Genomic DNA, 25,127 nt, shown 5'->3' on the forward strand with positions numbered 1-25,127 from the left:
CTCACTTTGGTTGCCAAATTTGAATGGGATTTCCTTCCCGATCGCTCAATCGAGCAAACCGTCCGTTCGGATACTCTTCTTGATCAACTTCTACCTCGATTCCGGCAGCCCGGAGCTGCGCAATCATTGCGTCCAAATTTTGTACGCGAAGTTGATCTTTCACGATTGCTTTGCGTCTCTAAAATATTTGGTATCTGCTGGAAACGGCGCGAACACAGTCGTCCCCGCTTCTTGCTGCCACGCGGGCTGATCGTAACTTGCAGGGACGGGCAATACCCCAAAGTGTTCCAAATACCACTGACTCAGGACATCAGGGTTTTTAGCTTGAAAGAAGAATCCGCCGATTCCCAATGCTCTTTCCATAATCGTGACATGCCTTAAACGTGCCGATATACATCCCACTTCAAATACGTGCTCATGGCGTCGTACACTGCTTCGCCGACGGAAACTTTCGTGGCCGCCACGTGGTGTTCAAAACCATTGCGGCAAATAAACTGCAGCAATTCTTGCAGCCGCTCCACGCGGAAGGTGCCGTAACCGCCAAAGGTATTCAGCTTGTCATCGGTGAACGTGCCCTCGCCCACATACGTGCGAATTTTTCCGGTTAAATCGTCGGTCGACACACGGCAATACGTGAACGGCCCGGGGGCAATTTTCCCGACAATCGTGCCAAACGTGTTTTCCTTGCCCACCGTGCCGGCGATGATCTCCTGGTAATCCATCTTCTGGCTGCTGAAAAAATCCTTGGGCAAGTTGGAGCAGTGAAACACCACGCCCATGTTCGGATCGGTGCCGTAGTTGTTGTTCCAATCCAACAGCGCGGCGGGCTTGCCAGCAGCGGCCGTTAGCGCCAACATGCCAATCAGCCCGGTAACGTCGGTTTCGCACGCGCTGGGAATCAGGCTGTTCGATGACATGCTCATGATGGTGCAGGGGACCACGCCGTAAAACTCCTCTAGCGAAGTCCAGCATTGAATGGCCGTGCCGATGAGCTGCTGCTCGTTCGACCATTTTTCAATCACCACGCCCAGCTTGGCCATTTTCACCAGCGGGCCTTCCGGCACGTTGGCCGTGTTGGTGTAGCTTTTGATCGCCGCCATTTTGGCTTTTACCGCCGGATCGTCATCGGCCAGTTTGCGGGTCCAGCCCAACACTTCCGAGAGATCGAGCGTCTCGGTCGTAATGCCGTGATGCTCCAAGATTTTCTCGCTGTAGCGAACGGTGTTAAACGCCCCGGGCCGCGCGCCGATGGCCCCCACCCGCGCGTTTTTGAACTTTTTCACCACGCGGCAAGTGGCCGTGAAGCGGCGCACGTCTTCTGTAAATTCCGGCCGGGCGGGATCGACTGTGTGCAAACCCGTGAGCGAATACGGAATGTTGTACTGCCGCAGATTGTTACAGGCCGACATTTTTCCGCAAAAGGCATCGCGGCGGTCTTTAATGGTCATGGTGCCCGGCACGTCGTCAAAGGCATGCACCAGCACCGGCACGCCCAAGTTAGCCCACCGCAGTGTATTGGCCACGGCACGTTCGTCGCCGAAGTTCGGCAGCGTAACCAACACGCCGTCAATCTTTTCGGCGTTGGCCCGAAACAAATCGGCGCACTTGCGGGCATCTTCCAGCGATTCAACCACGCCGAACTTCGTGGCATCGGTCGGAAGTGCCACCACGTTGATATCTTGCGCTGCTAGAACTTTCAGCACGGCTTCCCGCCCGGTGGCACACAAATGATCGGGAAAAAAACCTCGATTGCCGACAATCAAGCCCAAAGTATTCATGTTGCAATAGAACTCCCAAGGTTGTTAGCACTCCCCCCCGGAGTACTATGGCTGAGCGCAGCGCGATTCGAATTGCGTGGCAATCTGCCAGCGTACACCCCGAACGTTATAAGACTACCAAACGCCGCGCCGTCTCACAACTGACGGGAAAACCGAGTTAGTGTGACAATTTGCACATAGCCCGATGGTGTCAGTCGGGCAATTATCCTATGTAAAAATCAATCCTGGCCCACTGTCGAAAGACGTAGCGAGCGGTTCGAAGACCGCGGCTGCTGATCTTATAATGAACCCATGAAATGGCCACGTTATAGCCTGCGCATGCTGCTGGTGGTGATCACGGTCATTGGCATTTGGCTGGGGATTGAAGCCGGCCGAGCGCGGCAGCAACAAGATGCCGTGGCGGCAATTCGCAAATTGGGGGCAGCCGTCTGGTACGACTACCACATCAAACCCTATGGCCCTTCAATCGAACGGCTCTTCGAGGTAAAGCCAACGGCAACGCCGCTGGAGCCATTATGGCTGGACAATGCGATCGGCGTGGATTATTTCCACAATGTTAATACGGCGAACTTTTTTCAGCCCATTACCGATGATGACCTAGCGTTTGTCGAAAAGCTCCCATCTTTAGTAACGCTGGGAATTGGGCAGAGCAAAGTAACCAGCGCGGGCTTAGTCCGCCTGACCGCCCTGAATCGTTTAATGTACTTGGTGCTGGAGCGATCTCAGGTCGACGACGATGGCATGAAATTCCTGGTGCACCTGCCCAATCTTTGGTTGCTTAATCTGGAGCACACCAACGTAGGTGATCGGGGTTGCGAACAAATTGCACACATTCACAGCCTGGGATTTTTGATCCTTGATCAAATGCCGATAACCGATGCCGGCGTGGCGCGCCTGGCGGAATTGACCAACTTGATTGATCTTGATCTCGATTGGGCGTCCATCACTGATGCCAGCGTTAGCGCATTAAGCCAATTGAAAAAACTCACTAGGCTTGACCTGGCAGGCACCAAACTTACTGCTAGCGGTGTGGACCAATTGAAAGCGGCCCTGCCGAATACTCAAATCGTTTGGTATCCGCCGGTCGACAAGAACAGGCAAGGTGATGATCGATAACGCTCCGGCGGTGCTATTGCAATTCCAGCACCACGATCGCTTTCGACGGCATGTCGACCGTTAAATTCTCACCGTCGATTTTCGTCCCGCTGAATCCGGCCGGCTTCACCACGTCGGGATGGTCAAACGTGTTGTGGTCGCTCAGTTTCGCCGAAGTCAGCACCGTGCCGGAATTGACACTGCTCCCTTGCGGCACTTTCATGCTGACGGTCGCCGGGCGGTTGGCATCTAAATTCACCAGTGAGATATGAATTTTACCGTCTTTATCTTTGGAAGCCGTGACATGAACCGCCGGCACTTTTTTGTCGTTCAGTTCGTAGTCCGCCGTTTTCACTTCCAGAGGAATCAAGTTTGCCCCTTGGTGCACTTTGTACATGTCGAACACATGGTACGTCGGTGTCAGGATCATTTTTTCCTTGTCCGTTAAAATCATCGCCTGCAGCACGTTAATCATTTGCGCAATGTTGGCCATCGAAATGCGGTCGGCATGCGCCTGGAACAAATCTAAATTCACGGCCGCCGTGAGCGCATCGCGCAGTGAGTTCTGCTGATACAGAAAGCCCGGATTTGTGCCTGGCTCCGCGTCGTACCAATTGCCCCATTCGTCGACGACCAGGCCGATGCGCTTGTTGGGATCGTACTGATCCATAATGGCGGAGTGCTTGGTGAGCATTTCCTCCATTTTGAACGCGTTGACCAGCGTGGCGTGATAGGCCGGCTCTTCAAAATCGGTGGCCGAGCCTTTGTGGTCCCAATTGCCCGTGGGAAGCGTGTAATAATGCAGCGAAATGCCTTGCATGAACTTCGCGGCGTTTTTCATCAGCACTTCCATCCAATGGTAATCGCCGCTGTTGGGGCCGCCGGCCACCCGGTAAATTTTGTTGGCCTGATCGTAATTTTTGATGAACGTGTTGTAGCGGCGAAATTCGTCGGAGTAATACTCCGGCGTCATGTTGCCGCCGCAACCCCACGATTCGTTCCCGACGGCAAAGTACTTCAGCTTCCAAGGCTTATCGCGCCCATTTTTGCGGCGCAAGTTGGCCATGGGGCTGTCGGCATCAGAGGTCATGTACTCGACCCATTGCATCATTTCCTCCACGCTGCCGCTTCCCACGTTGCCGCAAATATACGGCTGGCAACCCACTTGCTCGCAAAAATCCAGGAACTCGTGCGTGCCGAAGGCGTTGCTTTCCACGACGCCGCCCCAGTGTGTGTTAATCATTTTCGGGCGCTGGTCGCGCGGGCCGATGCCGTCTTTCCAGTGGTATTCGTCCGCGAAACATCCGCCCGGCCAACGCACCACCGGCACGTGAATGTTTTTGAGCGCCGCCACCACGTCGTTGCGAATGCCGCGGGTGTTGGGAATGGAGGGATCTTCGCCAACCCAAATGCCGCCGTAAATGCAATGCCCCAGGTGCTCGGCGAACTGGCCGTAAATTTCTGGGGCGATGCGCGTTTTCGCCTGGTCCAAGTGCAACGTGACGGTTGCCATTTGGCTCTTCGTAGCACTTTGCGCGGCAGCCCAATCGCTCGAAATGCAACCCAGCGCAGTTGCCAGACAAGCGGTGATGATCGACTTCAACATGAAAGTTCTCCGAATGGAGTTTCAGCAGGGGGGAGTTACAGCAATGGGCATTCGCGTGATGCGTGTTCAGCCAGCGTCATTGCTGTGCTGTTTCATCCACGGCGCCGTCGCGAATCCATACGGCGGAATGGCCGCCACGATTGTTGCGAACGTAATTCGGAATTGCCAACAGGTTTCCGCCCTCGGCGGACTTGGTTTTAATCACCACCACGCCATCCAAAAAATGCGGCTGCCATTCCGTCCTCAATGCCGCATCGGCTTTCAAGGTGGGCAAATTGTTGTTTCCCATGCCGTGGTTGTCAGCCGCTTCGAAGTTATAAATCAACGGTCCGTAACGCAGCGCTACCCGCCCGCGATCGGCGGCAATCCGCTGGCTGGCCTTCACCCGCTGCGCTTTCATCGGCAGCACGAATTCAATTTTGTCTCCCGGCTGCCACTGGCGAGTAATGACTGCGTAGCCGTTTTGCATGTCGGGCGACAATATTTTTTTCCCGTTCACCGCCAGCGACGTAATGCCATCGCATTCCGGCGTGCAGGTGTACAGCTCGCTGATTTCGCGTTGTGGAGAGCGAATGTGGATGGAAAACTCCTTCTCCTCGTGCGGATTCACCACGATGGTTACTTTGCCGTCCCACGGATAATTCGTCGCTTGCACCAGTTGCACGTCGGTGCCGGCCACCGGGCCCACATCCACCGTCGTGCCCGCAAACAGGTTCACATAAATGCTGTCAGGCCCGGTCGCGTACATCCACGTGGGAAGCAACAGCAGGGTGCGGGAAATGTTGCTCACGCAGCACGGACACGCATGCCAGGGAACGCGGAAGCCTTGCAGACGCTGCGGATCGCGTGGCACCGGGGTGCCCGCCGTTTCCAGAGGATTGTCGTAATAAAAATTCTTCCCTTCCAAATCGATGTCGCCCAAAATGGCGTTGTACAGCGTTTCTTCGAACAAATCAGCATACTTGGCGTCCTGGTAGGTCAAGTTCATTTTATATTGAAAGAACAGCTCGGCCGTGCCGGAGCAAGATTCGCAATACGCGTTGTTGGGCAGCGAATAATTTCCGCCGAAGCCTTCCGCGGTTTCGCCCGAGCCGATGCCCCCGGTGAGATAATACTTTTTGTTGACAATGTTGTCACAAATGGAACAGACCGCGCTTTGGTAATCGATGTCGTGCGTCATCATGGCAATGTCGGCCATGCCGGAATAAAAATATCCGGCCCGCACGGCGTGGCCGACGGCTTCGTATTGCTGCACGGCAGGCAAATGGCTTTGATCGTACTGCGTGCCGCCGCGGCGGGAATCGATCAAAAATCTCGCCAACTGGGTGTATTTATCTCCCTTGCCCACGCCTTCCACGTGATCGACCATCCGCGCAAAGCGGACCAGCGCCTGCTCCATTTCCTGATGTCCGTCGTACCACGCTTTTTTCGGCGCCGGGCCGATGTTATCGCACCAGCAATCGGCCAGCTTTTTCGCGGCGTCGTACAAGCGGCGGTCCTTGCCGCCGGTCATGTTATAGTGCGAAATGGCCGCTTCCAGAAAATAGCCGGCCACATAACCTTCGTGCTCGCTCCGGCCGCGCGAACTCCAATGCTCCGGCGGATTGCCGCGATCTTGCGGCGTGCCCAGCGTGAACCGTGTTTGCAAATAACCGTCCGGCTCTTGCGCCGCGAGGATGATGGGAATCCACTCCTCGATTTTGTCGCGCATGGCCTCCTGCGCTTGGCTAATTTGCTCGTCCCCTTGCGCGTCGACCATTTGCGCCAAGCACATCGCCTCCAGCGTGTTGTACACCCAAGCGTTGGAAAACGGATAGCCTACGTGCAGCTTGGCCGGCTCGCCGCGAAGCTTTTTGCCCGCTTCGATCAAGTTGGCAATGCCTCCCTGCGGCAAATCCAAATCCGAAATTTCCAAGCAACAGTGCGGAATCCAGTTCGCGATCAGGGTCTTCAGCCGATCGCTCCACAAGGGGCTGTTCACTTTGTAAGGCAAGGTGTAAACCGGCTCCAAATGCGGGGCGCTGGCCGGAGGCAGCACCTGCACGTGCAATGTGTCGGAGGAAGTCAGATCATCGCCACCGGCCAGACTGGCGCTCAGCTTCAGGGTGTAATCGCCCAGCGTGGAAAACGTGGCCGTGGTCATGGGGTTGGCAGCATCTTCGAAGGTTACCTCGCCGGGGCCAGACGCCTTACTCCAAGTAATTTTTTCCGCCGCGGCCTCGTCACTGTTGTGAGCAATTTGTTTAATGCCGCCGCGCAAATAAGTTTTGCCCCCCAGCATGACCACACGATCCGGACCTGCTTTGACCATGGGCGGAAATTGGGGCGATTTGCCCGAATCGAACACGCGGAACTCGGTAATGCCGGTGGAAATGTCACGACCGCCGGCGGCCTCAAACTCCAGGCGAATTTTGTTCGTTGTAATTTCGTCGAATGTGGTTTCGTTCCATGTTTCGGCTTCCACGCCCAAGCCTTTGGCGCCTGGCACATCGATGTATTTTTCTCCATCGAAGTACTTCAACCGGCTGGCTTTGGGCAAATGCAGGCCGCGGCCATCTACATACCAATACACGTCGGCTTTATTTGTGCTGATCGGCTTGGGCCAGGTGTATTCCACCCACTGCGTGCCGCCTTGCGGCCAGTTGCCGTAATGCTCGCTGGAGCGGCGCGGATTGACGCCGTCGTTGATGGCCAAAATCGTTTGATCGCCGGAGGCAAACGAAGTAGATGGCACGGCGACGGGCGCCAGATTGACCAAGTCGGTGTTGGGGTCGATCAGCGGCGGCAATCCGTTTCGATTGCGTCCGCCGCCATCTTGTGCCTGCGCCGCTTGCTCCATGAACACTTGCCGAGCAATTGCCCACCCGGCAAGCAGCATGCCGGCCGCCAGCAGCGCGCTGGCTGGCCATTTGATTACCCTCATTTTCATTGCAAATTCCCCGAATCCAAAATTGGCAGCTGAACCAATCTCATTCTTCCCAGCGCTTTATGCTACCCGCGCTTACAGTGGAACACAAACGTTTCCTCAAGCGGCAGCAAGTTGCACCGGCGTGCCGCCGGAGGCCGGCTAGGTCCGCTGCACAGCCAGGCGCTTCTTGGCCCGTTTTTGCAGCATTTGGTCGGCCAGTACGCCCACCAAAATCACCACGCCCATCACGGCCCATTCCAGCGAACTTTCAATTCCCAACATGACCACCAGGTTTCGCAACACCTGCAACAGGGTCGTCCCAATGACGATTCCCAAAATCGAACCCTCGCCGCCGCGCAAGCTGCAACCTCCCAACACCGCCGCGGCAATGCCGTAAACCTCGTAAAAGGTGCCGTGCAGCGAAGGGGTTACTTGGTTCGTGTAAAAAGCAAACATGACTGCCGAAATACCTGTCAACAGCCCCGCCAAAATGTAACTGCTGGCAATCACCCGCCGCGTGTTAATTCCGGAAAACCGCGCCGCCTCCTCGTTTTTCCCCACGGCAAATAAATATCGCCCATACACGCTACGGTGCAGCGCAATCCAAGACACAACGGCCACAACCACCAAAATGACAAACGGCGTTGGAATTCCGCCGAAGGTTATCTCGCCCGAAGCCGGATCGATCCGCTGAAACAGCTTCCCGAACACTAAAAATCGCAGCGTGGCAAAATTATCTTTGTTGCCAAAGCCGGGCGTTCCATCGTGAGTAATCCACCGCGCCATACTCCGATAAATCAACAGGCCGCACAGTGTCACAATGAACGGTTGCAGATCCATCCGCGTGATTAAAAAACCATGCACCCAGCCCAAGGCCATGGGAATGATCAGGGCCAATAGCACCGCCAGCGGCCAAGGCCATCCCCAATCGCGCAGCGCAATGGCCAGCACGACGCCTACCAAAGCCAACATCGAGCCCACCGACAAATCGATGCCGCCGGTGATAATGACAAACCCCATGCCGATGCTGAATACGCCATATTGGCCAATCGAATTGGCCAAATTCGTCAAGTTCGCCTCAGACAAGAACAACGGCTTCAAAACTGCCGTCACCGTGCAAACCACCGCCAGTAGCAAAAAAATGCCAAGTTCTTTTTTCATAGATCGATGGTGCTTCCAGGGCAATCGGAAATTTTCAAAATCAATTTCAATTTGCAAATGCCGGCTGCGCGCCGGCCACACTGCGGCCGACCGCCAACTGCATAATGTTTTGCTCGTTGCAATCGGCCCGCGCAAGCACCCCGGTAATTTGTCCTTCGTGCATCACGGCCACCCGGTCGCTGACGTGCAAAATTTCTTCCATGTCGCTGGAAATCATCAAAATCACCGCGCCTTGGTCGGCCAAAGCCCGCATCAGCCGATAAATTTCCGCCTTGGCTCCCACGTCGATGCCGCGGGTAGGCTCGTCCAATATCATCACCTTGGGACTCATGCACAGCCATTTTCCCAGCACCACTTTTTGCTGATTGCCGCCGCTTAAATTCATCACCAGCGCTTCCGGGCCGGGCGTTTTGATTTTGAGCGATTCAATTTGTTCTTGCGTGGTTTTGCGTTCGCGCTGCCGGTTAATGAGAAGCATGGAAGAGAAATTATCCAGCGAAGCCAGCGTGATATTCTCGCGCACACTCATCGCTGTCACTAACCCTGTGCCGCGGCGGTCTTCCGGCACCAAGTAAATGCCGTGCGAAATAGCATCTTTCGGCCTGCGAATTTGCAGCCGCCGGCCGGCAATCGAAACTTCCGCACGACCTTGGCGATCCAGCCCCACCATGGCCTGCGCAATTTCCGACCTGCCCGCGCCAACCAGCCCGGCGATGCCTAAGATTTCTCCTTGGGCCGCATCGAATGACACGCTTTGCTTGGGATACCGGCCGGACCTGGCCTTGCGAACCTGCAAATAGCCGGGCGTTTTTTGGGCGTGCGATTCAACATAAAAATTCTTGATTTCGCGGCCGACCATCAAATTCACAATCCGGTCGTGGCTGATTTCCCCGTGGCCCAGCTGCCCGGCGTTCTTCCCGTCGCGCAGCACCACCACCCGGTCGGCAATTCGATTCACCTCCGCCAGCCGGTGCGAAATATACACCACGCTCACACGTTGCTTGCGCAACTCCACAACCAGCTCCAACAGCCGATCGGTCTCTTGCAGCGTGAGCGACGAAGTGGGCTCGTCCATAATGATTAGCCGGGCGTTCAGCGACAGCGCTTTGGCAATTTCCACCATTTGCTGCTGGGCAATCGGCAGGCGGTTGAGCCGCGTGGAAGTGGAAACTTGCAACCCCAAGCGATTCATCAGCGGGGCGGCGTCGGCGTGAATGCGGCGGCGATCGATCAGTTGCAGCGGGCCACCCCAGCGCGGCTCGCGCCCCAAAAAAATGTTGGCCGCCACATCCAGGTTGTCGAGCACGTTCAGCTCTTGGTGAATGAAGGCCACGCCCAGCCGCATGGCATCGTTCACGCTGTTGATGCAAACCGTTTGACCGGCGAGTTGAATTTCTCCAGCATCGGGCTGATGCACGCCGCCAAGAATTTTCATCAGGGTGCTTTTGCCAGCCCCGTTTTCGCCGCACAGCGCAACAATTTCGCTGGGGTTGACGTCGAGGCTGACTTGATCCAGCGCCACCACGCCTGGAAAACGCTTGGAAATGCCCCGCATGGAAAGCAGCGGGGCAGGGCTTTCGGCAACAGCGCCTTCCGCGCCGGCATGGGATATTTGCACCATGGAATCGCCGACTCCGCTTGCGGCTTAGCAATCCAGCGCTGCCTAGTATGTAGCTGCCAAGTATTTACTTGCCAATGATTGCTTTCAGCTTCGCCTGAAAATCGGCCACGTTATCCTTTTTAATATCCTGCGTGGCAATGTATTGCTTGCCGCCGGCCAAAGCATCTTTATCGCCGCGCAGATATTTGGACATTTTGGTGATTGCCTGCTTGCCGAATTCATACGGCTGCTGCACCACGGTGCCGTAAATATCGCCCGTGGCTACACCTTCCAGCGTGGCGTCGTCTTCGTCAAAGCAAACAATTTTCACTTTGCCGTTCTTGTTGGCCTCGCGCACCGCGCTCAAAATGGCTGGGCCGTTATAACTGTACAGGCCCACCAGGCAGTCGATGTCCGGATTTTTCACCAAAATATCTTCGGCGTTTTTCAGTGCCCGCGTATGATCTCCATCGTCGGTGCGCACTTCCAGAATTTGCACTTTCGAGCCTTCCAATTCCTTCTTGATGCCTCCCATGCGGTCCTTGGCGTTTTGCGCGTCGAGGTAGCCCACAAACATGACCAGCTTTCCGCCGTTGGGAAGCACTTCCTTGATGAGCTTTCCGGCTTCCACGCCGGCGGCGAAGTTATCGGTGCCGATGTAACACACGCGCTTGCTCTCCGCCGCATCGCTGTCGACGCAAGTGAGCAGGGTTTGCGCGGCAATGTTATTCAGAAAGTCGGTTTGATTCGGCGGATCGATGGGGCTCACGGTAATGCCGTTCACGCCGGCGCTGACCAGGTCGTTCAAAATTTGCTGTTGGGCGGCGGTATCTCCGGTGGATGGAAAACGCACGTCGACCGTTACGTTGCCCAATTCCTTTTCCGCGTCGCGGCAGCCGGCTTCGGCGATTTTCCAAAACGGCGCGGCGTTGTTCGTTACGAAGGCCAGCGTAAGTTTTTTATCCGCCGAGTTGGCCGTGCCGCTTTTGGACGCATTCGATTCTGAATTGCAGCCGCCGGCCAACAGTGCCAGCGCCGCCAAAGTAAACAGCAACCGGCCGTGAATAACCCTCATGTCAGCTCCCCCTGAAAAGTTGGATGATGTGTCCGCTGCGGTGTTGGAAAAGCGCCAGCAGAGACTTGTAGATTATCTTGTCGCCAGCGGCCTGTCCAGCGACCGCCGCATGGTTCGGGCGCTCGGTAGATTCCGACGCAAACGCGCCGGGTACTGATTGCTGTGGTCGTGGCCGCAAGCTACGATAAAGCCAATCTTTTGGCCGGTTGCATAAGATTCGGGGAACCATGTTCGGGTGGTTTTGCAACTCAGTCCCTCGCTTCCTGTAAGCACAATTTGAGGAATGCAATGACAATTCTAGCGATTTCGCGCGCACGACGATTGGCTTGGGTTCCCACGACGCTTTTAGGGTTTGCGGCGGCGTTGGGTTTATTGTTCGATCTGTCGGGCGTGCCGGCCCGCGCCGCCGACGAAGCTAAGATCACCGTCAAGGTCGATCAACCAGGCGTGAAAATCAGTCCGATGTTGTATGGCCTGATGACCGAGGAAATCAATTACAGTTACGACGGCGGCCTGTATGCGGAGCTGATCCGCAACCGCGCTTTCAAAGATCGCGACACGCCCGTGCATTGGTCGGTCGTGCAAAGCGAGGGCGCGGAAGGCAAAATCGAATTGGATTCGAAAGATCCGCTCAATACCACCGCCTTAACCAAAAGCTTGCGGTTGGAAATTTCTAAAGTTGGCGAGGGCGGACGCGTCGGCGTTGCCAACGATGGCTACTGGGGCATTCCGGTCAAGCCGAACACAACTTATCGCGCTTCGTTCTACGCCAAAGCAAATTCCGACTTCAAAGGCCCACTGACGGTCGATTTGGAAAACAGCGACGGCAAAATCGCCGCCACTACCACGGTGTCGCAAATCACGACGGATTGGAAACGGTATGATGCCACGCTGAAAACCGGCGACGTGGCCGAATCGTCCAAAAATCGCTTCGTCATTTCCGGCGCTAACCCCGGCACAATTTGGTTCAGCCTGGTATCGCTGTTTCCGCCGACGTTTCATGACCGGGCGGATGGCAACCGCATCGACCTGATGAATTTGCTCCAGGAAATGCATCCGGCGTTTTTGCGCTTCCCCGGCGGCAATTACGTGGAAGGGAACGATTTTGCCAACCGCTACAACTGGAAAATTACCGTCGGCCCGCTGGAAGATCGCCCCGGGCACATGAGCCCCTGGAACTACCGCTCGTCCGACGGCATGGGCCTGTTGGAGTTTTTAGATTGGTGCGAAGACCTGCACATGCAACCGGTGCTGGCCGTATTCGCCGGATTCTGTCTCCAGGGCCGCTACGTGGCCACGGGCGAAGAGCTCAAGCCGTTCGTGCAAGACGCCCTGGACGAAATTGAATACGTCACGGGCGATGCCTCCACGTTTTGGGGCTCCAAACGGGCCTCCCACGGCCATCCGGCGCCGTTTAAGCTAACCTACGTGGAGGTTGGGAATGAAGATAATCTCGGCGGCGGCGGCCGAACCTACGAAGAACGCTTCGCCGCTTTTTATGACGCCATTAAAGCTAAATACCCGCAGTTGCAAATTATCGCCACCACGCCGGTGCATAACCGCAAGCCAGATGTGGTGGACGATCACTTTTATCGCTCCGCCAAGGCCATGGAGCACGACGCGCATCACTACGATGCCAGTCGCATTTCCCGCACCGGGCCAAAAATTTTCGTCGGCGAGTGGGCCACCCGCGAAGGCAATCCCACGCCCAACATGAACGCCGCGTTGGGCGATTCCGCCTGGATGACCGGCATGGAACGCAATTCCGATTTGGTTGTCATCGCCGCTTACGCGCCGCTGTTTGTGAATGTCAGCCAGTTGACCCCGCCACCCGATGATCGGCGCGGCGCTTCGATGCAGTGGCCCACCGATTTAATCGGTTACAATGCGCTTTCCAGTTACGGCTCGCCGTCTTATTACGCGCAAGTCATGTTCAGTCAGAACCGCGGTGACACGGTGCTGCCCGTGGAAATTTCCACGGCTGCCAAGCCCGACATGACTCCGCCGGAGCCGCACGGCGCCGTCGGCGTGGCCACCTGGAACACTTCGTCGGAGTTCAAAGATATTAAAGTTGTCGGCTCCGACGACAAAACGCTGTACGAATCAGATTTTTCCAACAGCGCCGAGGGCTGGCGCCCCACGCGCGGCAGCAATTGGTCAGTCAACGACGGCGCGTATCGCCAAACCGCCATCCGCGAAAATTGCCGCTCGGTCACCGGCGACAGTTCCTGGACCGATTACACCTTGACCTTGCAGGCCCGCAAAATCTCCGGCCGCGAAGGTTTCCTCATCATGGTTCACGCCGCCGACAACGACAACTACGTCTGGTGGAACATAGGCGGCTGGAACAACACTTCCTCCGCGCTGGAAGCCATTGAAGACGGCGCCAGTTCTGAAATCAGCCCTCATGCGCAGGTCATGGTGGAACCCAACCGCTGGTACAACATCAAGATGGAAGTGAAAGGCCGCAACATCAAGTGCTACCTGGACGACAAGTTGGTTTCCGAAGGCACGCAGCCGCCGCCGGCCCCGCCCACCAACTTATTCGCCACCGCCAGCCGTGACGATGCCAGCGGCGATGTCATCTTGAAGCTGGTGAATATTTCCGCCGAGCCTTGTTCGGCCAAATTAAATTTCCAGGGCGCCAAAAACGTGGTCTCCCAAGCATCGCTGGAAACACTTTCCGGCTCGCCGGGCGATGTGAACAGCATCGACCATCCGACCAAAGTCGTACCAAAAAAATCGAGCCTCGACCACGCCGCCGCCAGCTTTACACAGGAGTTCCCCGCGCATTCGGTCAACGTGCTGCGGGTAAAAACCCAGTAAGCGGACAACAACACAGTAAAGGGCCGCGCAGCTTGCCGCCACTTACTCGCTGCCGACAAACCGCCCGGCAATTTCAAACAGCGGGCCCGTCTGGAGGCAGCGCACCACTTGCAACAGCACTTGCAGGCTGGCCCCCGAACCGGAATTGGTGGCCAGCTCCAATTGCAAAAAATGGGTCTCGATCGGCGCCAGGTGGTACAAGCACAATCCGCCGATCGAAATATCTCGCGTCACCCCCAAAAACGGCTCTCCCGCCGGGTGACATCGATCGTCCAGCGGCGTGGCTTTCACAGGAATGGTGATGGGATAGCGCAAATTCTTCCGGCGTTCCATCCCTTCGTAAAACTTTTCTTCCCGAATCACCCGGCGAATAAAATTCACGACTTGCTCCGGCGGCGCGCACTCGGTTTTTGCTAGAACCGTGGTCGATTCGCCATTCAAAAGCTTGCTCATGGCCAGGCCCCTCTATAATTTTGCACCTTCGATCATTTTCACTACGGCGTAACGGCTTGCCGCCTGCAGCCCCGATTGTGGCGGCTGAATTTCAGCGGCGCGGAGCAATTTTGGAACGGCACGCCTGTTCAGCGGCGCTGTTTTCACGCAGAATTGCTCCTCTTAATTGGAGGTTATGCCCCGCCGAAAGCGAGCCGCCGCCCCGCCTCCCCCCGCGACATGCGGAAACCCGCAGCGGTAGAATCCATTTATCCGAAACGGGCCTTGTGTCTAGGTCGAGTGCCTGGTGTCTGGTGTCTTGTGCCTGCTGCTCATCGCTAGCCACTAGCCACTAGCCACCAGGCCCACTAAACCCTGACCACCAACCACCGACCACTATCCTCCCCATGTCCGAAAAATACATCTATACCGTCGCCGACCTCACAAAAAAACACGGCCCCAAGGAAGTGCTCAAAAACATTTGGCTTTCTTTCTACCCCGGCGCAAAAATCGGCGTGCTGGGTAAAAACGGGGCCGGCAAAAGCACGCTGCTGCGGATCATGGCGGGCCAGGATAAAAACTTTGACGGCGAAGCCCGGCTGGCCGAGGGCTACACCGTCGGTTACTTGTCGCAGGAGCCGCAGCTCAACCCCGCCAAAACCGTGCAGGGCAATGTCGATGAAGCGGTGGCTCACCTCCGCGCCATTCTCACTCGCTTCGACGAAATCAACGCCTGCCTGGGCGAGCCGATGGAGCCGGACGAAATGGAAAAGCTCCTGGCCGAGCAAGCCAAGGTGCAAGATCAAATCGATCTGCACAACGTTTGGGAGCTGGACCGCCAAATCGAAATTGCCATGGATGCCGTCAACCTGCCGCCGGGCGATGCCGATGTCACCAAGCTTTCCGGCGGCGAGCGGCGCCGAGTGGCCCTGTGCAAAATTCTGCTGGAAAAGCCAGATCTCTTGTTGCTCGACGAGCCCACCAATCACCTCGATGCCGAAAGCGTGCAGTGGCTGGAGCGGCATCTGGCAGAGTACACCGGCACGGTCGTCGCCGTCACGCATGATCGCTATTTTTTAGATAACGTCGCCAAATGGATTTTGGAGCTCGATCGTGGCCGCGGCATTCCCTGGGAAGGCAACTACTCCTCCTGGCTGGAGCAAAAGCAGGCCCGCCTGGCCGTGGAAGAAAAACAGGCCACGGCCCGCCAAAAAACTTTGCAGCGCGAACTGGAATGGATTCGCCTCGCCCCCCGCGCCCGGCAAGCCAAAAGCAAAGCCCGCTTAAGCGCCTACGAGCAACTTTCCAAGGAACGCTTCGAGGAGCGCGAGCAGGAATTCGAAATCCAAATTCCGCCGGGCAAGCACCTCGGCTCGCTGGTGGTGGAAATGAAAAACGTCAACAAAGGCTACGGCGACAATCTGCTGATGGATAACCTCAGCTTCCGCCTGCCGCCGGGCGGAATTGTCGGCGTCATCGGTCCCAACGGAGCGGGCAAAACCACGTTGTTCCGCCTCATCACCGGCGAGGAACAGCCCGACAAGGGGGAAGTCAAAATCGGCGACAGCGTGGAGCTGGGCTACGTCGATCAAAATCGTGATGCCCTGAAGGCCGACAACACGGTGTACCAAGAAATTTCCGGCGGCACCGATCTGTTGGAAATGGGAGGCCGCAAAATCAACTCCCGCGCTTACCTGGCCCGCTTCAATTTCACCGGCCCCGATCAGCAAAAAAAAGTGGGCGATCTCTCCGGCGGGGAGCGCAACCGCGTGCACCTGGCCAAGCTGCTTCGCCGCGGCTGCAATCTGCTGCTACTGGATGAGCCGACGAACGATTTGGATGTCGATACCCTGCGGGCACTCGAAGAAGCGATTGTGAATTTCGCCGGCTGCGTGGTGGTCATCAGCCACGACCGTTGGTTCTTAGACCGCATTGCCACGCACATTATTTCCTTCGAAGGCGACGGCTACGTCTACATCTGCGACGGCAACTTCGCCGCCTACGAAGAAGAACGCAAACGCCGCATGGGCATGGAAGCCGACCAACCGCATCGGTTTAAATACAAGAAGCTGGTGCACTAGAACCGCACAGGATCAGTGCAATGCCATCTCAGCCAAAACCATTCGTTTTCGTGCTAATGCCGTTTGACGCTGCATTTAACGACGTCTATCAGTTGGGTATTAAACAAGTCTGCGAATCGCTCGGTGCATATTGTGAAAGAGTCGACGAACAGGTCTTTGATGGCCGAATACTTGACCGAATTTACAATCAGATTGCAAAGGCAGACATTGTCGTCGCTGACATGACCGGTCGTAACCCGAACGTCTTCTATGAAGTCGGCTATGCTCACGGCTTGGATAAGAAACGCATGATTATGTTGACTCAACGAAGCGAGGACATTCCATTTGATCTTAAAGATTATCCGCACATAATCTACGAGAGACAAATTACAAAGCTTCGTGAAGAACTCGATAAAAAACTTCGTTGGTGCATTGAACATCCATTGGAAAGATTATCGAAGGTGGACTCGGGACTCGAGTTGTTCCATAAAGGTGACGAAATAACTGACGGTTTTTGGCTACAGATCGATCAAATCAAAGATTACCCATTGTTCGGGCAGACTATCGAAATATCGATCGACATTCACAATCCTCTGCCGATAGTAAACGACAGCGACTTTTCTGTGGGACTTGTAATTCCCGCAGGTCTCACATTCCCTGATGGAATAGAAACTGCCGAGTTTTCCTTCGGAGAAAAATTAGCCGTCCTACCAAATATCGCTCGGATATACCCTGAAGGTTGGTCAAGGCTAACTTTCCGAGTCAGTCGACAAACTGGTAAAATTGCAGGCGTGCACAGTTGTCAGATTTATTTATACACGCGTATGGCGAGAAGAGAATTCACAGGAAATATAACCGTCATTAAAAATCCGTAAAGCGCACGGGTGCCACTGCTGGCTTGTCCAGCAGTGAATACGGTCTCCAAGCCAAAGAAAATGAGAATAGCCGTCGATTTTCAGGTGCCAAGAGATTCTCGACAAATCACCAGTTGAGTCAGCAAATTGGACGAGGCCTGAAACTAGCTTGCACGCGGAGGCAATCTACAAGCTGTTATCAACTTGAACCACTGCTGGACAAGCCAGCAGTGGCACCCACTCGCGGCCCCGTGGTGAACTCTCTACTTCCCATTCCGCATTTCGCATTCCCCACTCCCCATTCCCCACTCCGCATTCCCCATTCCCCACTAATCGCTAACCGCTCCGTCTTCCATCCGCACAATCACTTTTCCCTTCGCGTGGCCTTGCTCCAAATAGGCAAAGGCGTCGGCGATTTGGTCGAAGGGGAATATGCGATCGACCACCACGCGCAGCTTGCCGGCAGCGATGAGCCCGGCCAGTTCGGTTAAATCGCTTCCGCTGCCGTGCATGAAGTAATAGCGATACTGCGCGCCGTGCTGTCGCGCCAGTCGCCGCAAGCGAAAACTTGCGACCCAAAACAGCGCTTGCAAACCGAACCGGGACTCAAGGTCGCGCTGGGCGGTCGTCGGTTCCGGCGTGCCGGCAATCGAGACAATTTTTCCGCCCGGCTTCACCACGCCAAAACAGTGCTTGAGCGTCGCGTGGCCGACCAAATCAAAAACGCCGTCAACATTGTGCACCGCCTGCTCGATCGGCTCGTGCTGATAATCGATCACCCGGTCGGCCCCCAGCGATTCCGCCAGCACGCGTCCCGCGGCGGAGCAGGTGACGCTGACCTCCGCTCCCATCCATTTCGCCAATTGAATGGCAAACATTCCCACGCCGCCGGTGCCGCCGGTTATTAAGAGCCGCATTCCCGGCTGCACGTGCAGTTCGTCGCGCAGCACTTGCAAAGCAGTCAGACCCGCCAGCGGCACTCCGCCGGCTGCATCAAAATCGAGCTGCTCCGGCACTTTCGCCGCCAACTCTTCCGGCGCCGTGGCAAACTCTGCTAACGCACCCAGCTCCGCTTTATGGCCGCGCACAAAAATCCGCTCGCCCAGGGCAAACCGCCGCGCTCCTGCGCCCAGTTCCACGACTGTGCCGGCCAATTCGTTGCCCATCACCACCGGCAGCTTCGGTCGATAGATCGGCCACAACATTCCCTGGCGGAATTTATAATCGACCGGGTTCAAGCCCGCCGAATGCACGCGCACCAGCACTTCGCCCGGTTGCGGCTGCGGGCGCGGCACTTCGCGAAACTGCATCCCCTTCGGTCCGCCGTAATGTGCCAGTACAAATGCTTTCATCGCTGTTAGGCGACGACGCGCGCTCGGCGTGCCAACCCAAGCAGCGCTAAACCGCCCAGGCCCAGCAGTGCCAAACTCGCCGGCTCCGGCACCGGGTTAAACTCCGCCATCCATTCGGCGGCGGGCACGCCAGAATTGTTTATGGGAGAAAAGGGGGCCTGCCATTGTCCCGTCGTGCCGTTCAACCGGTAAATCGATTGCGGACTCAACGCATACAAAAAGCCGTCGCTGCCCAGCACGTCGGCCTCTCCGCCAACGCTCGGCGTCGGTTGGCCAGTCAACGTTCCCAAAGAGTCATACACATTGGTGCCCCCCAGGTAGAAGCCAACAAAAACGGTGCCGTCGCTGGCCACGGCAATGCCGTCCGGCGAATGTCCGGGCGTAGTTGTAAACACGCTGGGCGAAAGCAAATTCGCACCCGCAAACTTGAATATTTTGCCATCCGCTGCATCATTCTCAAATAAGTTGCCGGCTGAGTCGAACGTCATTTGAAACGGGATGTTATTCGCATCGCTTACCGACTCTGCCACGAAAATCCCCCCGGGCGTATACTCTCGAATTTGGCCTCCAGCCAAACCGCCGTTGTCAGCAACGGTAACGCCCGCTACATACACGTTTCCGTTAGGGCCAAATGCCAGAGATCCGCCAAATCCCAAAGCCGGTCCGGCGGGAAACGAATTCAGCAGCGCGCCCCCCGAGGAATAATGATCGATTGTCAGCACGTCAGGCGAGCCGGGGTTATTCTCGATATTCGTGTAATCGGCCACAAAAAAATCGCCGTTGGCATTATTCACGGCAATGCCGCGCGGAAAGTTCAATCCGCTGGTAATCACCGGCGTTAAATTTCCCGTGGCCTCATCGACCGCGACAACCTCGCCCGGGTTTTGCAGCGTTACATACAAACTTGCGCCCCGCGCGCACGCCGGAATAAATTGAGCCGTTGCAATTACCGCCACGACCATCAGCGCCTGCAGGTTGGATTTCATTAGCCAGCACCCCTGATTCAGATGTATCTTCTACTGTTGAAAATCTACTCGTCCGCACCATGCACTGGGCGCGGTCGGACACCTCTGCTACCTCTGCGATCCGAACTACAATTGCTTGGCAATTTAACGAAACAATTTAACCAAACAACGCAATTTAAGGAGCATTCTACTAACCACGCCGGCCATTTGCAACGAGATTCGAGTCCCCGAATTCACTGCTGGACAAGCCGGCAGTCGCACTCTAAAACCATTCAGTCCGGACGATTTTGTGTTAAACTAACCTCAGGAGCCCATCTCATGGCCACCGTTAGTTTTAACCTGCCCGAAAGCATCGAGCAACAGCTTCGCGCCCAGCTTGGCGATCTTTCTGCCGCTGCCAAGGAAGCGGCGCTGGTGGAACTGTACCGCCAGGGCCAACTCACTCAGCACCAAGTCGCCACCGCCCTTGGCATTACGCGCCTGGAAGTCGACGGTGTGCTCAAGCGGCACAACGTTACGGAAGACCTGATCACTCCCGCTGAATTCGAAGCGCAAATGGCGACGCTGCGGAAGCTGCTCGACAAATGATTGTTGTCTCGGATACTTCGCCGCTGAATTATTTGGTGTTGATCGGGCAGATTGATATACTGCCACAACTTTTCGGTCAGGTTCTCGTGCCGCGTGTGGTCCTGCAAGAGTTGCTGCATATTAATGCGCCGACCGTTGTTCGCGATTGGGCGATGCATCCGCCGGCCTGGTTGGAATTGCGCTCGCCAACTTCGAAAGGCATGATTGGCAATCTCGGGGCCGGCGAATCCGATGCGATCTCTTTAGCCCAAGAAATTAAAGCAGACTTAATTCTCATTGATGAACGAGCTGGTACCGTTGTCGCCAAAGAGCTTGGATTACACGGTATCGGGACATTGGGCGTCATCAAGATGGCCGCTGAACAGCAATTACTTTCTTTCTCCGATGCTATTTCCGCGCTCCGTCAAACTACATTTCGTGGCCCCACGGATCTCATCGACGATATCCTTCGGGATACCACGTCCTGAACCGTTCTCAACTTGCAGGTAACCCGCTCGTCAAAAAGCATACACATCATGGAAATCAAATGCCCCTACTGCGGAAAGCTATTTAACGCTCCGCCGGAAGATGCCGGCCGGATGGCGGCGTGCACCGCTTGCCATGGCCGGTTCCAAATTCCGGCGCCGGTGGCGGAACTTGCTGATCCGGCGCTGGCGCGGCAGCCGGAAAACCAGGGTGCGCCGGTTCTCGATCCCGCGCCGGCCGCTACTGCAACTGGCGAAGTGGTAACCGCCGGCCCAGGAATTGGCGCTTTGCCAACCGGCGCCGCGGGAGTTGGCGGGGAGCGCCAAGTATGGCAAGCAAATCCATCGCAATGGATCGGCTTCAAAGTTTATGCCTGGTGCTTTTTGTTCGCTGCCGTGCTGATCGCTGCGGGAGTGCTGGTACATCCTTGGTTTTTTGCCGGGCTGGTGTTGCCGGTGCTGTTCGCATTCTCGTCGCTCGTTCGCATCAAATCGATTCATTACAGCCTGACTACGCAGCGTTTGAAAATTACCGCCGGACTGGTCAGCCGCAGAGTGGTGGAAATCGAGCTGTTTCGCATTCGCGATTTATCGGTCGAGCAAACTTTTTTGCAGCGCATGGCCGGCATCGGCCACGTGCAAGCCATTTCCAGCGACAAAGATGCCCAGGCCATTCATTTGGTCGGCGTCCGTCATCCGCAAGACGTGAAAGAGCAATTGCGGACCTTCGTCATGGAATCGCGCCGGACGACCGGCACCCGCGACATCGATCTGACGAACACGGTCAGCTAGTCGCTGGATTAAGCGGCGCATTCGGCAAAGTTGCCGGGCGAGCTTTTGTCTTTGCTATGTCCGTTGGGCCGCCGGTGACTTTGGCCGACACGCTGGGTACTAACGGCAGGCAGGGGCGCTGGCCCCGCGTTTGCGCTGGCACTTATACACCGGAGATGGAAATGAAATTCACGAAGAACATTGGCATGTTGTTGTTGGCCATTTGGTTAATTCTTTACGGCGTATTCGCTTTATTTCCGCGATTGGGCACTTTCGAAGGCGAGCCGACCGTGATGGCCATTCTGGCGATTGTGGCGGGCGTGTTTATCCTGATCGGCCGCTAATGACGGCTCGAAGATTGCGAACCGAGAGATTCGCCCAGGGCTCGGGCGCTTAAACTAAACCGCAAGCGGTGGGCGATTGTGCTGCGCCGCTTGCGGATTCTGCGCGCTGCAAAAAATTCTTGCGAAAATTGGGCCACTCGTTTGTTATGATGCGCCTCGCGCAGGGCAGCCGCCGTGCGCATGTGATGTCCAAGAGCTTGTTCGCACAGCATGCGCGGACAATGGCAGCGTTTGAATTTTATGGGCAGCGGCCGCCCGACTGACACAGTCGGGCTATGTGCGAGCTGCCCGACCGCCAATCACTCGAGCCAATCGACACATGATGCCGAGCAACCATTCACCGAAAACTCTCACCGATGAACGTAAACCTCGCCACTTTTGACATGCCTGGCAATGCGGCCGCTCGAGAATTTGCGAGCGGAGAGAAATTCGCGGCGACAAAATCATCCCGTTTTGTCTCAGAAAAAAATTCCTACCGCACGATGCACTTAAAGCGGGCGATGCCCCCTTCGCCGGGCTTAAGCGGCTGGGAAATTTCCCAGTGCAGAATGAGCGAGCCTTGCTTGTTCGGCTCGCTGAAGAATTTTGCATCTTTGCTGCATTGGCCGCTGCCGGGAACCAGTTCCAAGCGCGTGGTCAGGTTGTCGGCAATGGTCACGTTGCCGACGGGTTGATCGCCCACGTTATCGAAGCGAATAGTGAACTCGACCGTTTCGCCCGGCAGAGCACTGTGCGTCGAGGCCAACTTGCACACGCGCAGGCAAGGATGATCGGGAGTATCGATGCCGTAGGTGGCTTGAGCCCGCTTGTCGCTCTGAATGGCAATGGCCTTTACGCCGCCAATTTCCACTTGCACGCCGACGTTGGTGGTCCAAGCGACGGCCGCATCGATCGACCGGGCGATGAACGGTTTTTCTCCCTCCATCAGCAGGCCGCTGCGGACGAAATCGAAATTCTCGTACGGCTTCAAGCGATCGACGGTCGCCCGAACCACGGTTTGCGCCACGAGGCCCAGCGGCGGAGTGTGTTCCAAAAACGTGATGGGGGCGCGGTGGCCGATTTCGCCAATCGGCTGCACCGGCTGCAAGGCAGTGCTGACCGGTTGCACCTTTTGCTCCGGCACCGGACCGATGGGCATGTCGACGCCGCCGGCCCGCTCCAATTGGTTGTCGCCGTAGGCCAGCGTGACTTGCCGGATGGCGGCAAACCGCGGAGCGTACAGGCACACACGATTCGTCGGCTTCACGCAAATGCGGCCATTCAAGGTTTGATAATGGGCGATGGTATCTTCCGAATCGAGCCCTTCCAATTGCCCATCGGCGCGCACTTTTACGCCGCCGTCGCTATCGCCGCCATCGAACAAATATTCGTCTTCCGGCCACGGACCGCTAATGCCCGGCGGCTTCCATGGTCCGCAGGAACCAAGGGGCAGCGGCGACTGGCCCCAATCAGTATTGCAATCGCCGCCAACGCGGGAACCGTCGACCAATACCGAAGGATCGCTCATGCCGCCGTCGTCGTCGATCACCACTTCGCTGGACCCTTCCGGTTCGCGCATGAACTGTGGCACATAGCCGGGCACGGTGTAACCATCGCCAGGATAACCGGTGTAGGCTTCCGGCGGTAGACTGGCGAACGGAGAGTGGGGCGGGCCGGCATCTTCCTCCGGACCTTCAACCAGCGGCGGAGGATAGCGCGGATCGACGCCGTAAATGGACCAACGGTTGGCCGGGCCGGCATCGCGCTGATCGACGGAGTAGTGCACGGTATCGGGCAGCGGAACTCCGCCGACGGAAGGTGCGCCGGTATCGCCCACGTACACCGAGGCTGGGCCGTGCAAATCGTTGATGTTTCCATCGCCTGCGGAAGAATCACTGGTGGTTGTGTAACCGGCTTGTCGAACCGAAGCGGGAGTATGATTTTCCGGCCGGGCCGGCTGAGCAAGGCCGGCCAGTTTGCTCATCGTCAGGCCACTACCAGTGGGCAAGTAGCGCGGGTCGCCGGCATCGATGAACTTCGACAAGGTGATATTCGAAGTAGCGACATCTGCGGCCGGCTCAATCGGCGTGCGACCCAATGGTTGTGTCCATTGGCAGGAACAGCACGCCAGGCAAGCGAATGCCGTCGCCGTCGAAAATCGAAAAAAGATGTTGGGCAGTGTGTGCATTGTTTTTGCTGCCAGCGCGATCGGTGGCCGCGGCCATGTGTTTCTCGAGTGTTAGCGTGTCAAGCTGGGGCCATCCATCGGTTCAGGCGGTATTTCGTTCGCCGGCGTCGACGGTTGGCGCGCGGGCTCAAACAGCATGTGGCCGGTCGCTTCGGGCGGCAAATCCTTGGATGGTTCAAAGCTCATGCTGTGCTGCAGCTCCGAATAAGCTTTGCTCGACTTGCCATACGGCATGCCGCTGGTGGAACCGATCAACGGCACACGCGCAGGCCGAGTCAAGCGGAGCAGGGGAGGGGAGTGGTACAGGAACTCCTCATCCGGGTTTTCGCCGTCGGCCGGAATGCGGCCTCCGATGCGAACAATTGCCATCGGGCGCCCGAGCCGATCGGCCAGGACCAGCGGGTCTTCTTTCGGGCTAGCTTCCAATGTGAATTGCGAATGAGAATCTTCCGGCCGGGCGTAGGCTGCTCGGGGATTTTCCAAATAAATAATTCGCGTAACAAATTTGCCGCCGATGGCGGCTTCCAAATCTTCCTGGGTAAATTCAATGGGAATGGGAAACTTCAACTCTTCGCCGCAGGGAGGATACAAGCGGTTAATCACCTCGATGGTGGGGAACACTTCGTCCCCTTCGCGATGCGGAATGCCGGTCACACGCAAGCGGTACACCGAACCGATGAGCATGGCCACTTTCACCGGGGCTGGATCTGCCTGAGCGAATTGGTTTTCAATGGCCACCGAAATATCGGTTCCTTTGGGTGCGCGAATTTCGATCGGTTGAAAATAACCGGGCAACGGTCCGCCGCGCTGCAGTTGGGCCTGCCCGATGGCGCCGGGAACCAGCGCGCCGGCGTGCATGTAATGCTCCTTGGGCGGATCGGCCCAGGCGGTAAGGCAGCAGAACGCACTTGCGCCGCAGGCGAGAAGAACGAATCGGATTGCCGGATGGAAATTCATGCGGAGTGCATTACGACTGGCGCCGTCGGTCCATGTTCGCGAAGCACATTAGTTGGCAATGCGCGCTTCTTCACTTCAAGCGTTTTCATTCAAAACAAGCCCTGGGGGCGTGAACCCCAGGGCT

General features: G+C 56.5%; 23 protein-coding genes. 9 read left to right on the plus strand and 14 right to left on the minus strand.

Annotation, left to right across the window (positions count from 1 at the left end; translation table 11 throughout):
* Position 1: 1 nt before the first annotated feature.
* The 3 genes from VFE46_06635 to VFE46_06645 are packed head-to-tail and all read right to left on the minus strand — an operon-like array spanning position 2 to position 1,778.
* Positions 2–163, minus strand: coding sequence for a hypothetical protein (locus tag VFE46_06635; protein HZZ27668.1), 162 nt, complete (start codon positions 161–163; stop codon positions 2–4).
* Positions 160–363 carry a hypothetical protein gene (locus VFE46_06640; GenBank protein ID HZZ27669.1) on the minus strand — a complete coding sequence of 68 codons (204 nt, stop codon included), beginning with the start codon at positions 361–363 and terminating at the stop codon, positions 160–162. Before VFE46_06640 ends, VFE46_06635 begins: the two co-directional genes overlap by 4 nt.
* Positions 364–377: 14 nt before the next feature.
* On the minus strand, positions 378–1,778 hold the full coding sequence (locus tag VFE46_06645; protein ID HZZ27670.1) for an L-fucose/L-arabinose isomerase family protein: 1,401 nt from the start codon (positions 1,776–1,778) through the stop codon (positions 378–380).
* 291 nt (positions 1,779–2,069) lie between these two features.
* Between VFE46_06645 and VFE46_06650 the strand changes: the two genes are divergently transcribed.
* On the plus strand, positions 2,070–2,894 hold the full coding sequence (locus VFE46_06650; GenBank protein HZZ27671.1) for a hypothetical protein: 825 nt from the start codon (positions 2,070–2,072) through the stop codon (positions 2,892–2,894).
* A gap of 13 nt (positions 2,895–2,907) precedes the next feature.
* On the opposite strand, the gene VFE46_06655 is transcribed toward VFE46_06650, so the two are convergent.
* The 5 genes from VFE46_06655 to VFE46_06675 form a co-directional block, all read right to left on the minus strand.
* The gene (locus tag VFE46_06655) at positions 2,908–4,479 is read right to left on the minus strand and encodes an alpha-N-arabinofuranosidase (protein HZZ27672.1); all 1,572 of its coding nucleotides are present in this window, start codon (positions 4,477–4,479) and stop codon (positions 2,908–2,910) included.
* Positions 4,480–4,555: 76 nt separating this feature from the next.
* On the minus strand, positions 4,556–7,408 hold the full coding sequence (locus VFE46_06660) for a beta-L-arabinofuranosidase domain-containing protein (GenBank protein HZZ27673.1): 2,853 nt from the start codon (positions 7,406–7,408) through the stop codon (positions 4,556–4,558).
* A gap of 138 nt (positions 7,409–7,546) precedes the next feature.
* On the minus strand, positions 7,547–8,548 hold the full coding sequence (locus VFE46_06665) for an ABC transporter permease (protein ID HZZ27674.1): 1,002 nt from the start codon (positions 8,546–8,548) through the stop codon (positions 7,547–7,549).
* Positions 8,549–8,594: 46 nt separating this feature from the next.
* Complete coding sequence (locus tag VFE46_06670; GenBank protein HZZ27675.1) at positions 8,595–10,169, minus strand: sugar ABC transporter ATP-binding protein; 1,575 nt, start codon at positions 10,167–10,169, stop codon at positions 8,595–8,597.
* Positions 10,170–10,233: 64 nt separating this feature from the next.
* Positions 10,234–11,223 (minus strand): sugar-binding protein, encoded by a 990-nt coding sequence (locus VFE46_06675; GenBank protein ID HZZ27676.1) that lies wholly within the window; start codon positions 11,221–11,223, stop codon positions 10,234–10,236.
* Here VFE46_06675 and VFE46_06680 point away from each other — a divergent pair.
* Positions 11,222–11,380 (plus strand): hypothetical protein, encoded by a 159-nt coding sequence (locus VFE46_06680; protein HZZ27677.1) that lies wholly within the window; start codon positions 11,222–11,224, stop codon positions 11,378–11,380. The genes VFE46_06675 and VFE46_06680 overlap by 2 nt on opposite strands.
* Positions 11,381–11,511: 131 nt before the next feature.
* Complete coding sequence (locus tag VFE46_06685; protein HZZ27678.1) at positions 11,512–14,049, plus strand: alpha-L-arabinofuranosidase C-terminal domain-containing protein; 2,538 nt, start codon at positions 11,512–11,514, stop codon at positions 14,047–14,049.
* A 42-nt stretch (positions 14,050–14,091) separates the two neighbouring features.
* On the opposite strand, the gene VFE46_06690 is transcribed toward VFE46_06685, so the two are convergent.
* Positions 14,092–14,502 (minus strand): PilZ domain-containing protein, encoded by a 411-nt coding sequence (locus VFE46_06690; protein HZZ27679.1) that lies wholly within the window; start codon positions 14,500–14,502, stop codon positions 14,092–14,094.
* A gap of 386 nt (positions 14,503–14,888) precedes the next feature.
* Here VFE46_06690 and ettA point away from each other — a divergent pair, with 386 nt between their 5' ends.
* Entirely contained in the window at positions 14,889–16,562 is a 1,674-nt protein-coding gene (ettA, locus tag VFE46_06695; protein HZZ27680.1) for an energy-dependent translational throttle protein EttA, read from the plus strand.
* Between the two features lie 20 nt (positions 16,563–16,582).
* Positions 16,583–17,416 carry a hypothetical protein gene (locus tag VFE46_06700; protein ID HZZ27681.1) on the plus strand — a complete coding sequence of 278 codons (834 nt, stop codon included), beginning with the start codon at positions 16,583–16,585 and terminating at the stop codon, positions 17,414–17,416.
* 308 nt (positions 17,417–17,724) lie between these two features.
* Here VFE46_06700 and VFE46_06705 read toward each other — a convergent pair whose 3' ends face one another.
* Entirely contained in the window at positions 17,725–18,747 is a 1,023-nt protein-coding gene (locus VFE46_06705) for an NADP-dependent oxidoreductase (protein ID HZZ27682.1), read from the minus strand.
* 5 nt (positions 18,748–18,752) lie between these two features.
* The gene (locus VFE46_06710) at positions 18,753–19,733 is read right to left on the minus strand and encodes a PEP-CTERM sorting domain-containing protein (GenBank protein ID HZZ27683.1); all 981 of its coding nucleotides are present in this window, start codon (positions 19,731–19,733) and stop codon (positions 18,753–18,755) included.
* Positions 19,734–20,030: 297 nt separating this feature from the next.
* Here VFE46_06710 and VFE46_06715 point away from each other — a divergent pair, with 297 nt between their 5' ends.
* The 4 genes from VFE46_06715 to VFE46_06730 all read left to right on the plus strand — a co-directional run bounded on the left by VFE46_06715 (position 20,031) and on the right by VFE46_06730 (position 21,879).
* On the plus strand, positions 20,031–20,300 hold the full coding sequence (locus tag VFE46_06715; protein ID HZZ27684.1) for a UPF0175 family protein: 270 nt from the start codon (positions 20,031–20,033) through the stop codon (positions 20,298–20,300).
* Positions 20,297–20,767, plus strand: a complete 471-nt coding sequence (locus VFE46_06720; protein ID HZZ27685.1) for a hypothetical protein — start codon at positions 20,297–20,299, stop codon at positions 20,765–20,767. The genes VFE46_06715 and VFE46_06720 overlap by 4 nt, the downstream gene beginning before the upstream one ends.
* A 48-nt stretch (positions 20,768–20,815) precedes the next feature.
* On the plus strand, positions 20,816–21,556 hold the full coding sequence (locus VFE46_06725; protein HZZ27686.1) for a PH domain-containing protein: 741 nt from the start codon (positions 20,816–20,818) through the stop codon (positions 21,554–21,556).
* A gap of 161 nt (positions 21,557–21,717) precedes the next feature.
* A complete protein-coding gene (locus VFE46_06730) occupies positions 21,718–21,879 on the plus strand; it encodes a hypothetical protein (GenBank protein ID HZZ27687.1) in 162 nt (53 codons plus the stop codon).
* Between the two features lie 472 nt (positions 21,880–22,351).
* Here the strand turns inward: VFE46_06730 and VFE46_06735 are convergent, their stop codons facing one another.
* From VFE46_06735 to VFE46_06745, 3 genes are read right to left on the minus strand one after another with little or no spacing between them, the layout of a single operon-like run.
* A complete protein-coding gene (locus tag VFE46_06735) occupies positions 22,352–23,956 on the minus strand; it encodes a hypothetical protein (protein HZZ27688.1) in 1,605 nt (534 codons plus the stop codon).
* A complete protein-coding gene (locus tag VFE46_06740; GenBank protein HZZ27689.1) occupies positions 23,937–24,083 on the minus strand; it encodes a hypothetical protein in 147 nt (48 codons plus the stop codon). Before VFE46_06740 ends, VFE46_06735 begins: the two co-directional genes overlap by 20 nt.
* Positions 24,084–24,097: 14 nt before the next feature.
* Complete coding sequence (locus VFE46_06745; protein ID HZZ27690.1) at positions 24,098–25,003, minus strand: hypothetical protein; 906 nt, start codon at positions 25,001–25,003, stop codon at positions 24,098–24,100.
* Positions 25,004–25,127 lie beyond the last annotated feature (124 nt).

The organism is Pirellulales bacterium, assembly GCA_035656635.1.
In the GTDB taxonomy this organism is placed as follows: Bacteria; Planctomycetota; Planctomycetia; order Pirellulales; family JADZDJ01; genus DATJYL01.